The organism is Streptomyces nidicola (genome assembly GCF_050106155.1).
Classification (GTDB): Bacteria; Actinomycetota; Actinomycetes; order Streptomycetales; family Streptomycetaceae; genus Streptomyces.
The window spans coordinates 8,039,665-8,052,885 of record NZ_JBNBPI010000001.1; the positions used below are offsets into that span (position 1 = coordinate 8,039,665).

9 protein-coding genes are annotated in these 13,221 nt (G+C 71.0%); 5 read left to right on the plus strand and 4 right to left on the minus strand.

From position 1 onward, the window contains the following. Positions 1-17: 17 nt before the first annotated feature. Positions 18-1,403: an MFS transporter gene (locus tag ACOKM3_RS36300; RefSeq protein ID WP_426905496.1), complete on the minus strand. Its 1,386-nt coding sequence runs from the start codon at positions 1,401-1,403 to the stop codon at positions 18-20. A 230-nt stretch (positions 1,404-1,633) separates the two neighbouring features. Here ACOKM3_RS36300 and ACOKM3_RS36305 point away from each other — a divergent pair, with 230 nt between their 5' ends. The 5 genes from ACOKM3_RS36305 (at position 1,634) to ACOKM3_RS36325 (ending at position 8,427) form a co-directional block, all read left to right on the plus strand. Next, the gene (locus tag ACOKM3_RS36305; RefSeq protein ID WP_426905497.1) at positions 1,634-2,029 is read left to right on the plus strand and encodes a hypothetical protein; all 396 of its coding nucleotides are present in this window, start codon (positions 1,634-1,636) and stop codon (positions 2,027-2,029) included. Positions 2,030-2,076: 47 nt separating this feature from the next. Next, positions 2,077-2,652, plus strand: a complete 576-nt coding sequence (locus tag ACOKM3_RS36310) for a DoxX family protein (RefSeq protein WP_426905498.1) — start codon at positions 2,077-2,079, stop codon at positions 2,650-2,652. A 123-nt stretch (positions 2,653-2,775) separates the two neighbouring features. Continuing rightward, positions 2,776-3,810: a PHP domain-containing protein gene (locus ACOKM3_RS36315; RefSeq protein ID WP_426906984.1), complete on the plus strand. Its 1,035-nt coding sequence runs from the start codon at positions 2,776-2,778 to the stop codon at positions 3,808-3,810. Positions 3,811-4,090: 280 nt separating this feature from the next. Continuing rightward, positions 4,091-6,310, plus strand: coding sequence for an NADP-dependent isocitrate dehydrogenase (locus ACOKM3_RS36320; protein ID WP_426905499.1), 2,220 nt, complete (start codon positions 4,091-4,093; stop codon positions 6,308-6,310). A 155-nt stretch (positions 6,311-6,465) separates the two neighbouring features. Beyond that, positions 6,466-8,427 carry a M13 family metallopeptidase gene (locus tag ACOKM3_RS36325; protein WP_426905501.1) on the plus strand — a complete coding sequence of 654 codons (1,962 nt, stop codon included), beginning with the start codon at positions 6,466-6,468 and terminating at the stop codon, positions 8,425-8,427. 117 nt (positions 8,428-8,544) lie between these two features. Here ACOKM3_RS36325 and ACOKM3_RS36330 read toward each other — a convergent pair whose 3' ends face one another. From ACOKM3_RS36330 to ACOKM3_RS36340, 3 genes are all read right to left on the minus strand, one after another. Continuing rightward, complete coding sequence (locus tag ACOKM3_RS36330; protein ID WP_426905502.1) at positions 8,545-9,282, minus strand: dienelactone hydrolase family protein; 738 nt, start codon at positions 9,280-9,282, stop codon at positions 8,545-8,547. An 86-nt stretch (positions 9,283-9,368) separates the two neighbouring features. Continuing rightward, a complete protein-coding gene (locus ACOKM3_RS36335) occupies positions 9,369-10,700 on the minus strand; it encodes a hypothetical protein (protein ID WP_426905503.1) in 1,332 nt (443 codons plus the stop codon). A gap of 427 nt (positions 10,701-11,127) precedes the next feature. Continuing rightward, positions 11,128-13,134 carry a GTP-binding protein gene (locus ACOKM3_RS36340; protein WP_426905504.1) on the minus strand — a complete coding sequence of 669 codons (2,007 nt, stop codon included), beginning with the start codon at positions 13,132-13,134 and terminating at the stop codon, positions 11,128-11,130. Positions 13,135-13,221 lie beyond the last annotated feature (87 nt).

The following is a 13,221-nucleotide window of genomic DNA, read 5'->3' on the forward strand; positions in this document are numbered from 1 at the left end:
GTGAGGAGCCGCACGCGTCAGGCGTCGTGGAGCTTCACCGGGCGGTCGCTGCGCGCTACGTCGTCCGAGCCCGCGGCGTCGAGGTCGGACAGGTCGCGGTGCCGGGTCTCCTTCGCCAGGCCCACGGCGATCAGCGTCAGGAGCGCGGCCGCGATGACATATAGGGAGATCGGCGTCGAGGAGCCGTACGCGGACAGCAGAGCCGTCGCGATGAGCGGTGCGGGCGCGCCCGCCGCCACCGAGGCGAACTGCGCCCCGATCGACGCCCCGGAGTAGCGCATCCGCGTCGCGAACATCTCGGAGAAGAACGCGGCCTGCGGGGCGTACATGGCGCCGTGCAGCACCAGGCCGACGGTCACGGCGAGGAGCAGCCCACCGAAGTTCGACGAGTCGATGAGGGAGAAGAACGGGAACATCCACAGGCCGACGCCCGCCGCACCGAGCAGATACACGGGCCTGCGGCCGACCCGGTCGGAGAGGGCGCCCCAGGCCGGGATCACGGCGAAGTGCACGGCGGACGCGATGAGTACGGCGTTCAGCGCGGTCTGCTTCGAGACGCCGGCCGACGTGGTGGCGTACACGAGGATGAAGGCGGTGATGACGTAGTAGCTGATGTTCTCGGCCATGCGGGCGCCGATGGCGACCAGGACATCGCGCCAGTGGTGCCGCAGGACGGCCACCAGCGGCAGCTTCTCCACGGTGTCGGAGACCGACTTGCGGGCCTCGGCCCGGGCCAACGCCTCCTTGAAGACGGGGGATTCATCGACGGAGAGACGTATCCACAGACCCACGAGGACGAGCACACCGGAGAGGAGGAAGGGGATCCGCCAGCCCCAGGAGGTGAACGCGGCATCCGAGATCAGGGCGGTCAGGGCCGAGAGCACACCGGTCGCGAGGAGCTGTCCCGCGGGCGCGCCCGTCTGCGGCCAGGAGGCCCAGAAGCCGCGGCGCCGGGCGTCTCCGTGCTCGGACACGAGGAGCACCGCGCCGCCCCACTCGCCGCCGAGGGCGAAGCCCTGGACGAGGCGGAGCACGGTGAGCAGTACGGGCGCGGCCGTGCCGACGGTCGCGTGGGTCGGGAGCAGACCGATGGCGAAGGTGGCGCCGCCCATCATCAGCAGGCTCACCACGAGGAGCTTCTTGCGGCCGAGCCGGTCGCCGTAGTGCCCGAAGACGAGCGCGCCCAGCGGGCGGGCGGCGAAGCCGACGGCGTACGTCAGGAAGGAGAGGAGGGTGCCGACCAGGGGATCGGAGTCGGGGAAGAAGAGCTTGTTGAACACCAGCGCCGCGGCGCTGCCGTAGAGGAAGAAGTCGTACCACTCGATGGTGGTGCCTATGAGACTCGCCGCGACAATGCGCTTGAGGTTTCCGGGCGTTGGTGGAGCGGTTGCTGCGGAGGCCATGTGCACCACTTCCAGGCGTTGGTGGGGACGTGTATCTGCTGGCACAAGGTAGGAACACGCAGGTCAGCGGCACATGTGGTGGGACACCATACTTTCGGGCCGGACTGTGGCCGCCGGACACGGAAGTCCGACCCGATTCCGGTTCGATTCCCGTCCGATTCCGGTCCGACGGCTACGAGTTGGGGGAGCGGTATGGGTTTGTGACGACAGACAAGGGCTAACCGGACTCCATGAATGAGCCGAACAAGGGAACGGATCAGCAGAACGAGGCGACGAAGCGGAAGACCGCTTCCCAGGCGCGTGCCGGCGCCGACAAGGCGACGGCACCGGTGAGTGAGGCCGCCGAGAAGACCGAGGCCAAGGCCGTCGACGCGGCCGTGGCCGCGCAGCACGGGGCCGAGAAGGTCACCGAGGGCGCGGCCGATGCCGTGGGCAGCGCGGCGCGGGGCGTCGAGGCCGGTCGGCAGGCGGCCGTGGCGGCGACCGGGCAGGTCACGACCGCGGCTCGGACGGCGTGGACCGCCGTTGCCCACCGGAAGGCGCTGGCGATGGGCGTCGGGGCGGGGGTCACAGCCGTCGGCGCCGCGTCGTACGCGGCCGGGCGGCGCGCGGGCCGGCGTCCGTAGGGCGTGGTCCCGGAGTGAGAGGGCCGAGTCGGGGAACGCGGTGAGGCATGGCTGTACTGAGGAAATGCGCACGTCCGATGCTCGCCTCCGCGTTCGTGGCCGGCGGGCTGTCCACCGTCCGCGCCCCTGAGCGGGTGGCGCCCGCCGCGGAACCGGTGGCGGTTCCCGTGGCCTCCCGCGTGCCCCGGCTGCCGGAGGACCCCGAGCAACTGGTCCGGATCAACGGCGCGGTGCACATCGGGGCCGGGCTGCTGCTCGCCGCCGGGGTCGCCCCGCGGCTCGCCGCGCTGGCCCTCGCCGGGACGCTGGTGCCGACGACGCTGGCCGGCCACGCGTGGTGGAAGGAGGAGGATCCCGAACAACGCGCCCAACAGCGCACGCAGTTCCTGAAGAACCTGTCCCTGATGGGCGGCCTGCTCATCACGGCGGCCGACACGCACGGCAAGCCGTCGGCCGCCTATCGGGCCCGCGGCGCCGCCGCGTCCGGACGCAGGTCGGCACGCCGGGCGCGGCGCGACGCGACCCACACGCTGCGGGACGCGAGCGGCACCGTGCGCGGCGCCGCCGACCACGTGCGTGCGCTGCCGGCGCAGGCCCAGCAGGCCGTCGAGAAGCACCTCTGAGGTTCGCGCCCCCGGGCCCGTGCCGCTGAGGGCCCGCGCCGCCTCCGGTCCGGCGTTCACGGATGCCGGTCACCAGGTCGTACGGCACGCTGGAGACGTACGCGTAGGTGGCCGGAGGTGGCGATGGAGCCCGTGCGGGCGCTGGAACGGATCGCGTTCCTGCTGGAGCGGGAGGGCGCGCCCACCTACCGGGTGCGCGCGTTCCGTACCGCCGCAGGTGTGATCACGGGCCTGGGCGACGCCGAGGTCGCGCGGCATGTCGAGGCCGGCTCCCTGGAGTCGCTCAAGGGCATCGGGCCCAAGACCGCCGCGGTGATCCGGGAGGCGGCCGCCGGGCAGGTCCCGGACTACCTCACGCACCTGGAGGACGAGCTCGCGCGCACGGTGCCGGTGGAGGGCGACGCGGGCACCGCGCTGCGGTCCCTGCTGCGCGGCGACTGTCATCTGCACTCCGACTGGTCGGACGGCGGCAGCCCGATCGAGGAGATGGGCCGCGCGGCCCGGGACATCGGGCACGAGTGGGCGGTGCTCACGGACCACTCGCCGCGCCTCACGGTGGCCCGCGGCCTGTCGCCGCAGCGGCTGCGCGAGCAACTGGATGTGGTGGCCGAACTCAACGCGGGCTGGGCGCCGTTCCGGCTGCTGACCGGCATCGAGTGCGACATCCTCGACGACGGTTCGCTCGACCAGGAACCGGAGCTGCTCGAGCGCCTGGACGTGGTCGTCGTCTCGGTCCACTCCAAGCTGCGGATGGACGCCGCGGCGATGACGCGGCGCCTGGTCGCCGCCGTCGGCAATCCGCATGCCGACATCCTCGGGCACTGCACCGGCCGGCTGGTCACCGGCAGGGGGCGGCCCGAGTCCCGGTTCGACGCGGACGAGGTGTTCGCGGCGTGTGCGGCTGCCGGGACGGCGGTGGAGATCAACAGCCGCCCCGAGCGGCTCGATCCGCCCCGCCGCCTGCTGCGCAAGGCCGTAGCGGCAGGCACATTGTTCGCCATCGACACGGACGCCCACGCGCCCGGCCAACTCGACTGGCAGCTCTTCGGCTGCGCGCGGGCCGAGGAGTGCGGGGTTCCGGCGGAGCGGGTGGTGACCACGTGGCCGGTCGGGGAGCTGCTCGCCTGGACCGGTGCCGGTGGCGCCGCGCGGGCGTAAAGATCGGGGCTCTGCCCCGGACCCCGCTGCTCAATCGCCGCAGGGGCTTGTAATGTGCCCGGTCGCCCTGGTGCCTCTAGACGCCGCAGGGGCTTGAAATGAGCCCGGTCGCCTTGGTGCCTCTAGACGCCGCAGGGGCTTGAAATGTGCCCGGGCGGGGCCGGGAAGATCTTGGCGGGCGGACCCCTTTCGGATCCTGGCCGGGGAGGAGATATCTTGATGTCGAGCAATCCGATCCAAGACTGCAGACGACGTGGAAGACGTGGAAGCGGAGCACCCGGTGACTGACTCGACCATTATTTACACGCACACTGACGAGGCCCCGGCCCTCGCGACGTATTCCTTCCTGCCGGTCATCGAGGCCTACGCGTCCACCGCCGGTGTCGGCGTCGAGACCCGTGACATCTCCCTGGCCGGGCGCATCCTCGCCCAGTTCCCGGAGTACCTGACCGAGGAGCAGCGCGTCCCGGACGCCCTCGCCGAGCTCGGCGAGCTGGCCAAGACGCCGCAGGCCAACATCATCAAGCTGCCGAACATCTCGGCCTCGGTCTCGCAGCTCAAGGCCGCGATCGCCGAGCTGCGCGAGCACGGCTACGCGCTGCCGGACTACCCGGACGAGCCGAAGACCGACGAGGAGCGCGAGGTCGGCGCCCGCTACGACAAGGTCAAGGGCTCCGCCGTCAACCCGGTGCTGCGCGAGGGCAACTCCGACCGCCGCGCCCCCGCCTCGGTGAAGAACTACGCCAAGGCCCACCCGCACCGCATGGGCAAGTGGACCCCCGAGTCCAAGACGAACGTCGCGACCATGGGTGAGAACGACTTCCGCTCGACCGAGAAGTCCGCCGTCATCCCGGCCGACGACAAGCTGAAGATCGAGCTCGTCGCCGACAACGGCACCACCACCGTGCTGCGCGAGTCCGTACCGGTCCTCGCCGGTGAGATCGTCGACGCCTCCGTGCTGCACGTCGCGCCGCTGCGCGAGTTCCTGACCGCGCAGATCGCCCGCGCCAAGGAAGAGGGTGTGCTGTTCTCCGCGCACCTGAAGGCCACCATGATGAAGGTCTCCGACCCGATCATCTTCGGTCACGTCGTGCGCGCCTTCTTCCCGGAGACCTTCGCCCGCTTCGGCGCCGACCTGGCCGCCGCGGGCCTGACCCCGAACGACGGCCTCGGCGGCATCTACAAGGGCCTCGAGACCCTCGAGAACGGCGCCGAGATCAAGGCGTCCTTCGACGCCGAGCTGGCCGCAGGTCCCGACCTGGCCATGGTCGACTCGCACCGCGGCATCACCAACCTGCACGTGCCGTCCGACGTCATCATCGACGCCTCCATGCCGGCGATGATCCGCACGTCCGGCCACATGTGGAACAAGGACGACCAGGAGCAGGACACCCTCGCGGTGATCCCGGACTCCTCGTACGCCGGTGTCTACCAGGCCGTCATCGACGACTGCCGCGCCAACGGCGCCTTCGACCCGTCGACCATGGGCACCGTCCCGAACGTCGGCCTCATGGCGCAGAAGGCCGAGGAGTACGGCTCCCACGACAAGACCTTCGAGATCAAGGCCACCGGCACCGTCCGCCTGGTCAACCAGGCCGGCGACGTCGTCCTGGAGCAGCAGGTCTCCGAGGGCGACATCTTCCGCGCCTGCCAGACCAAGGACGCCCCGATCAAGGACTGGGTCAAGCTCGCCGTCACGCGCGCCCGCGCCACCGGCGACCCGGCCGTGTTCTGGCTGGACGAGGGCCGTGCCCACGACGCCCAGCTGATCAAGAAGGTCGAGGCGTACCTGCCGGAGTTCTCCCCCGAGGGCCTGGACATCCGGATCCTCAACCCGGAGGACGCCACCAAGCTCTCCGTCGAGCGCATCCGCCAGGGCCTGAACACCATCTCGGTCACCGGCAACGTGCTGCGCGACTACCTGACCGACCTCTTCCCGATCCTGGAGCTGGGCACCAGCGCCAAGATGCTGTCGGTCGTCCCGCTGATGAACGGCGGCGGCCTCTTCGAGACGGGCGCCGGCGGCTCCGCCCCGAAGCACGTCCAGCAGCTCGTCAAGGAGAACTACCTGCGCTGGGACTCCCTCGGTGAGTTCCTCGCCCTGGCGGTCTCCTTCGAGCACCTCGCCACCACCACGGACAACGCCCGCGCGAAGGTCCTCGGCGAGACCCTGGACCGCGCCACCGGCACCTTCCTCAACGAGGACAAGTCGCCGACCCGTCGCCTCGGCGGCATCGACAACCGCGGCAGCCACTTCTACGTCGCCCTGTACTGGGCCCAGGAGCTGGCCAAGCAGACCGAGGACGCGGAGCTCGCCAAGGCCTTCGCCCCGCTCGCCGAGAAGCTCTCCGCGAACGAGCAGAAGATCGTCGACGAGCTGATCGCCGTGCAGGGCTCCCCGGCCGACATCGGCGGCTACTTCCAGCCCGACGCGGCCAAGGCCGACAAGGTCATGCGCCCGTCGCAGACGTTGAACGAGGCGCTGGCCTCGCTCGCCTGATGCGCGTCTGAGCCGCGTCTGATCAGCGTCTGATCCGCGTTGCGCGAACACTGCCCCGGTCGGCCCCGTGCCGACCGGGGCAGTGTTGTTCACGCTGCGCGGAAGCACCCGTATTTGACGCTCTCCCTACGCCCTGACCTGGGTAGGGTGCAGCGATGAGCACTCTGGATGACGCACGCCCGGGCATGGACCCGGCGATCCGACCGCAGGACGACCTCTTCGGGCATGTCAACGGCCAGTGGCTGGCGACCGAGCCGATCCCCGACGACCGCTCCAGCTGGGGCCCCTTCGTGGAGCTCGTGGACGTGGCCGAGCAGCGGGTCAAGGAGATCATTCAGGAGATCGCGGCCGGCGGCCCCACGAGCCTGGACGCGGACGAGGCGCGCAAGATCGCCGACCTGTACGCGTCGTTCATGGACGAGGAGGCCGTCGAGGCCCGCGGCCTCGACCCGGTCCGCCCGCTGATCGAGGAGGTGGCGGGGCTCACCGACGTACGGCAGCTCGCCGGGTTCCTCGGGCGCTTCGAGCGCAAGGGCGGCTCCGGTCTGTTCGGCGCCTACATCGACAGCGACGACCGGAACTCCGACCGCTACCTCTTCAACATCCTCCAGGGCGGCATCGGCCTGCCCGACGAGTCGTACTACCGCGAAGAGAAGTTCGCCGAGATCCGCGAGAAGTACGAGGCGTACCTGACCGAGCTGTTCACGCTCGGCGAGCACGCGGACCCGGCCTCCGCCGCGCGCACCGTCCTCGCCCTGGAGACCCGCCTCGCCGAGGGCCACTGGGAGCGCGCCGAGACCCGCGACGTACAGAAGACGTACAACCTCACGACCTTCGACGAACTCACCGCGCTCGCCCCGGCGTTCGACTGGCAGGGCTACGTCACCGGGCTCGGCGGCAAGGACGAGACGCTCGCCGAGTCGTGCGTGCGCCAGCCCTCGTACCTGACGCATCTGTCCACGGTCCTCACCGAGGTGCCGATCGAGCAGTGGCGCGACTGGCTGCTCGCGCGCGTGCTGCGCTCCGCGGCGCCGTACCTGTCGTCGCCGTTCGTCCGCGTCAACTTCGAGTTCTACGGCAAGACGCTCAACGGCACCCCGGAGCTGCGCGCCCGATGGAAGCGCGGCGTCGCCTTCGTCGAGGGCGCCATCGGCGAGTCCGTCGGCAAGGAGTACGTGGCCCGGCACTTCCCGCCGCGCTCCAAGGCGCTCATGGACGAGCTGGTCGCCAACCTCCTGGAGGCCTACCGCCAGTCCATCTCCCGCCTCGACTGGATGACGGACGAGACGAAGGAGCGGGCGTACGAGAAGCTCGCCACGTTCCGGCCGAAGATCGGCTACCCGGATTCCTTCAGGGACTACTCGGGGCTTGCTGTTGTTCCCGATGACCTGCTGGCCAACGCGTACGCGGCCGACGCCTTCGAGCACGACCGGCAGATGGCGAAGATCGGTGCGCCGGTCGACCGCGACGAGTGGTTCATGCTGCCGCAGACCGTGAACGCGTACTACAACCCGGGCACGAACGAGATCTGCTTCCCGGCCGGCATCCTGCAGAAGCCGTTCTTCTCGCCGGACGCCGACGCCGCCGAGAACTACGGCGGTATCGGTGCCGTCATCGGCCACGAGATCGGCCACGGTTTCGACGACCAGGGCGCGCAGTACGACGGCGCGGGCAACCTGAACGACTGGTGGACGGCCGACGACAAGGCGGCCTTCGAGGCCAAGTCGAAGGCGCTCGTCAAGCAGTACGACGGGTTCTCGCCGCGGAACCTTCCGGGGGAGTTCGTCAACGGGTCGCTGACCGTGGGCGAGAACATCGGTGACCTCGGCGGGCTCACCATCGGGCACACCGCGTACAAGATCGCGCTGGGCGACGAGCCGGTGCCGAGTGACGGTGAACTCACCGGTACGCAGCGGCTGTTCATGAACTGGGCGTACTGCTGGCGGACGAAGCGGCGCAAGGAGCAGGAGCAGCAGTACCTGACGATCGACCCGCATTCGCCGCCGGAGTTCCGGGCGAACATCGTGCGGAACCTGGATGAGTTCCATGAGGCGTTCGCCACGGTTGTGGGGGACGGGTTGTGGGTTGCGCCGGGGGATCGGGTTCGGATCTGGTGAGCCGGTGCTGAGCGGGGCCGGGAGGTATGCGCCTCCCGGCCCTACGTCTCGGGGCTCTGCCCCGGACCCCGCTGCTCAATCGCCGCAGGGGCTTGAAGGCGGAGCGGCTTGATGTGGTCAGTTCAGCCTGGCTCGCAGGAATTCCAGCGTCGATGACCAGGCCTGCGCCGACGCCTGCGCGTCGTAGACCTCCGGGCGGCCGTCGTTGAAGAAGGCGTGGTCTGCCGGGTAGAGGCGGAAGTCCGCGTCCACGCCCGACTGGGATTTGATCGTGGCGCGCAGGCCGTCCAGCGTCGCCGGGGGAATCGCCGCGTCACGCTCCCCGTAGTGGCCCAGGATCTGCGCCTTCAGGCGGGAGAAGTCCGGGACTTCGCCCTGGATCACGCCGTAGAACGGTACTGCCGCGCTCACCCGCTGGTCCGCCGCGGCCAGGTACAGGACGAAGCCGCCGCCCATGCAGAAGCCGACCGCGCCGACCGTGTCGGAGGTGACCTGGGGGAGGGCCAGCAGGTGGTCGACCGCGCCGGAGAGCAGTTCCACACCGCGCTCCACCGGCAGGTCCTGCATCATGCGGAACGCTTCCCCGGAGTCGTGCGCCACGTTCCCGCCGTACAGGTCGGGCGCGAGTGCCACGAAGCCCTCGGCGGCGAGGCGGTCGGCGACGTCGGCGATGTGGTCGGTCAGGCCCCACCACTCCTGGATGACGATGACGCCGGGGCCGTGCCCCGAGGCCGGGAGCGCCAGATAGCCGTGGGCCGTGCTGCCGTGGCTGTCGAACGTCACGTTCTGGTGGGCCGGGCGGCCCGTGGACCTGGGGGTGTGCGGGGTCTGCGGAGTTTGGGGGGTGTGTGCCATGGGGCCACGATGCCACCGCGGGCAGCCCCGCGGTGGCATCGGTGGGTCCAACCGGAGTCAGCCCTCCGGAGTCAGCCCCTCCCGAGTCAGTCCTTCTTCTGCGCCGACTGGAGCGCCGTGATGCAGGTCGCGATCGCCGCCTGCAGCTCCTCGAGGCGCTGCAGCATGTCGTCCTCGACGATGTCGTCGATCTCCTCGGCGGCGACGTCGTCGAACGTCAGCTCCTCGAAGGCCTTCGTCGCCTTCTGAAGGCTGCTGTAGAACTTCGCGCGCCGCTCCTGAACCCGCAGCTCGGGGTCCTTCTCGACGGTCTCGGCGACGAGCGTGCGCACGGTGTCGTACGCCTCGCGGGCCCACTCGCCCGCCTCCTCGTCCTCGTCCAGCTCGTCGATGAGGGACAGGTGCCGCTCGGCCTCCTCGCGCAGCGCGGGGGAGGCCTCGATCTTCTGGCCCGCGGGGGTCTTGACCTGGCCCTCCTCCGCGATCCTGCGCACGTACTCGAGCTGGCCGCCGGTCTTGGTCTCCTCGGCGACGGCCTTCTTCAGGTCGTCCGTACGCACGATGTCGCGCGCCATGCCCGTGCGCAGTGCCGGGTCCTCGTCGAGGCGGTCCATCAGCGCCTTGCGGGCGGCCTCGGCGGTGCCGGGGTCGGCGAGGATCGCGGCCCGCAGCGCCGTCGGGTTCTCCGCGACCTCCAGGGCCTTCGTCGGACGGATGCCCTCGGACTCGGCGGCCGCGGTGATCGCCTGGCCGCGCACCGAGGTCGCGCTGTTGCGGGACACGTAGTACGACAACCAGACGTCGGCGTCCGGGAGTTCGACGTCGGCGTCGGGCGTGAGGGCCTCGAACTGGGGGACCAGTCCGTCGTCGGCCGCGCTGTCCCACGCCTTGTAGAACCGCATGACGCGGTCGGGGGAGCAGCCCGCGAGTTCGGCGAACTTCCGGGCGGAGACCTTGGCGGACTCCCCGGCGGACTGCCCGCCGGGCCGGACGCTGCGGGCCACCTTCAGGGCGAAGGCCCAGCCACCGGTGCGGGCGTAGACGCCGAACTCGTGGGCGTCGCGCGTGATGGCCTCCGGTACGTCGCCGGGGGCGGGGTCGTCGTCGGCGGCCGCCTCGGCGTCGACGTCGGAGCTCTCCGCGAAGGGGACCTCCGTGGGCGGCGTCCAGAAGCTGTCGGACGCGCTTTCCGGGGTGCTTTCGGGGGCGGGCGCGGCGGCGTCCGGGGCATCGGTGGTCCGGGCGTCGGTGGTCGGCGGGGTCCACATGTTCTCGGTGTCCCCGGGCTCGGCCGTCTCCTCGTTCGCGGGTGCGGCGGCGCTGCTGTCCGGGGCGACGGCCGGCGCGGGTACGGGCTCCGCGGGGGCGGCGTCGCCGGACGGGATGGCGGCGTCGGACGAGTCGATGGCTACGGACACGTAGGCACTCCTGAGTGATCGGGCACGTGCGGGTTGACGAGCCACTTTATCGCTCCGATTGGGCCGTTTTGCGCGCGAGTTGCCACAGCGGCGCGGCGGACGCGTGTGCGATGCCCGGCCGGCCCGGGCCCGGGCGGTGACACGGGCGGCGACAGAGGCGGTGGCGCGAACGGGCCCGCTGTTCGCGGCTCCCCCTTCTGCGAACAGCGGGCCCGGGCTCGTGCCTCCACCGTGCGCCGCGGCGGGAGAGCGAAGGCACGGGAGGCTCGATACCTCAGCGTCTCAGCGCTCGGCCCCGCGGCGGACGGGGCCAAGGGGCCCTCGCGGGTGGGCCGAACGGCCCGGATTCAACTGCCACGGGCCGTCCACCCCTCCCGGGCCCAGTCGCCCGGATGCCCTCATCCCGCCGCGAATCAACCCAAAACCTTCACCCCGTCCGCGCCCCCGCCCCGCGCACCACCCGCAGCAGGTACTCCTTCCGGTGCAGCGGGTCGTGGTCCGTGCGGGAGCGGCGCGGTGTGTCCTCGCGAACCGGGGCGTAGTGGTCGAAGGAGGCCTCAAGGACGCCTTCGCCCCGGGTGAGGGACGGCAGCTGTTGCTCCAGGGCGCGCACCCGTGCCGCGGGGATCAGCCCGTCGACCGTGGTCCATGCCCCGCCGTCCGTGTGCTGCCCCGTCGGCACGGCCCGCAGCCGGGCGATCACCGGCAGTACCGCCCCGTACAGGTCGGCCGGGATGTCCAGGCGGAAGTGGTGCATCGGCTCGCACACCGCCGTGCCCGCGCGCGCGAGTGCGCCCATCAGGACCAGCGGGGTCAGCCCGCGGAAGTCGCCCGCCGTGCTCGACATGGACTTGTCGAAGACGGCGTGCGCGTGGCTCTGCCGCGGTGCGTAGCCGGAGCGCGTCAGCGTCACCGTGCAGTCGGTGACCTGCCAGCCGAGCAGGCCCTGGCGCAGCGTCCTGTGCACGGTCTCCTCGACGGCCTTGATGAAGGCCAGGGGGAGGGAGCCGAGCTCGATGCCGAGCCGGAACGCGATGCCCGAGCCGATCGGCGCCGGATCGACCCGCAGGCCGATGGTCGCGAGGAACGGGTTCCCGTCGTCCTTCATGGCTTCGAGCGCCGCGCCGGAGCCCGTCGGCCGCTCGACGCACAGCGGCGTCGACTCCCGGAACGTCACGTCGAGCCCGAACTCCTCGGCGAGCGTGGCCTGTACGACCTCCTTCTGCACCTCGCCGTAGAGCGACAGGAAGATCTCCTGGCGGATGTCGTCCTGCCGCAGGCCGATCAGCGGGTCCTGCTCGGCGAGCTGGGTGAGCGCGGCGAGCAGGGCGCCGCGCAGCCCCGGCCGGTCCGGGTCGACCACCGTCTCCAGCGTCGGCGGCGCGAAGTGGTGCTCCTTCACCGGGACTTGGGGCTCGCCGAGGTCGTCGCCGACGCGTACGCCGCCGAGTCCCCACAGCCGCGCCACCTGTCCGGGGCCCACCTCCGTGCGTGGTGTGTCCGCCCCGTCCGCGAAGACGCGCACCGACGTCACCCGGTCCTCCCCGCCACCGGGCAGCGCGAGCCTTTCGCGCACCCGCAGCCTCCCGGTGAACACGCGGGCGTACGCGATCTTCTCGCCGGCCGGACCGCGCTCCACCTTGAACACGCGTGCAGAGAGCGGGATTTGGGGCTTTTCCTCGGCGGGAGGGAGCAGTCGCGTGATGCCGTCCACGAGGGCGTCGATCCCCGCCCCGGTCATCGCCGAACCGAAGTACACGGGATGCGCCTCGGTGCGCGCCGTCTGCTCGGCGAGCGCGTCGCGCAGCCGGCCGTACGTGACCGAGCCCTCGTCCTTGACGTACGCCTCCAGCAGCGCGTCGTCGCGGGCGGAGAGCACGTCGACCAGGCGGGCGCGATGCTCCGCGTCCTGGGCGGCGTAGGGCACGCAGAGCGCGTCCCGGCCGCCGAGGCCGTGCGGCACCGTGTTCATCGGGACCACGGCAGGGGTGAGTTTGCCCCGCAGGTCGTCGAGGAGCGCGGCCTCGCGGGCGCCACCGCGGTCGACCTTGTTCACGAACACCAGCGTGGGGATGCGCAGTCGGCGCAGCGTCCGCATCAGGACGCGGGTCTGCGCCTGCACACCCTCCACGGCGGAGACGACGAGCACCGCCCCGTCGAGGACCCCGAGGACCCGCTCGACCTCGGCGATGAAGTCCGGGTGGCCCGGTGTGTCCACGAGATTGACGTGGGTGTCGCCGAGCGGGAACGACGCAACGGCGGACTTGATGGTGATGCCGCGCCGGCGCTCCAGGTCGAGGGAGTCGGTGCGGGTGCTCCCGTCGTCGACCCGGCCGAGTTCGTCGATCACCCCGGCGGTGTGCAGGAGCCGCTCGGTCAGGCTGGTCTTACCGGCGTCGACGTGCGCGAGAATGCCCAGATTCAATGTGTGCACTGGCAGTCATGTCCTTGGAGGAGAGGGCAGGGGCCTTCTGAAGGAACATGTCTGCAGAGCGCATGAATCGGTCCTCACGGTAGGGGC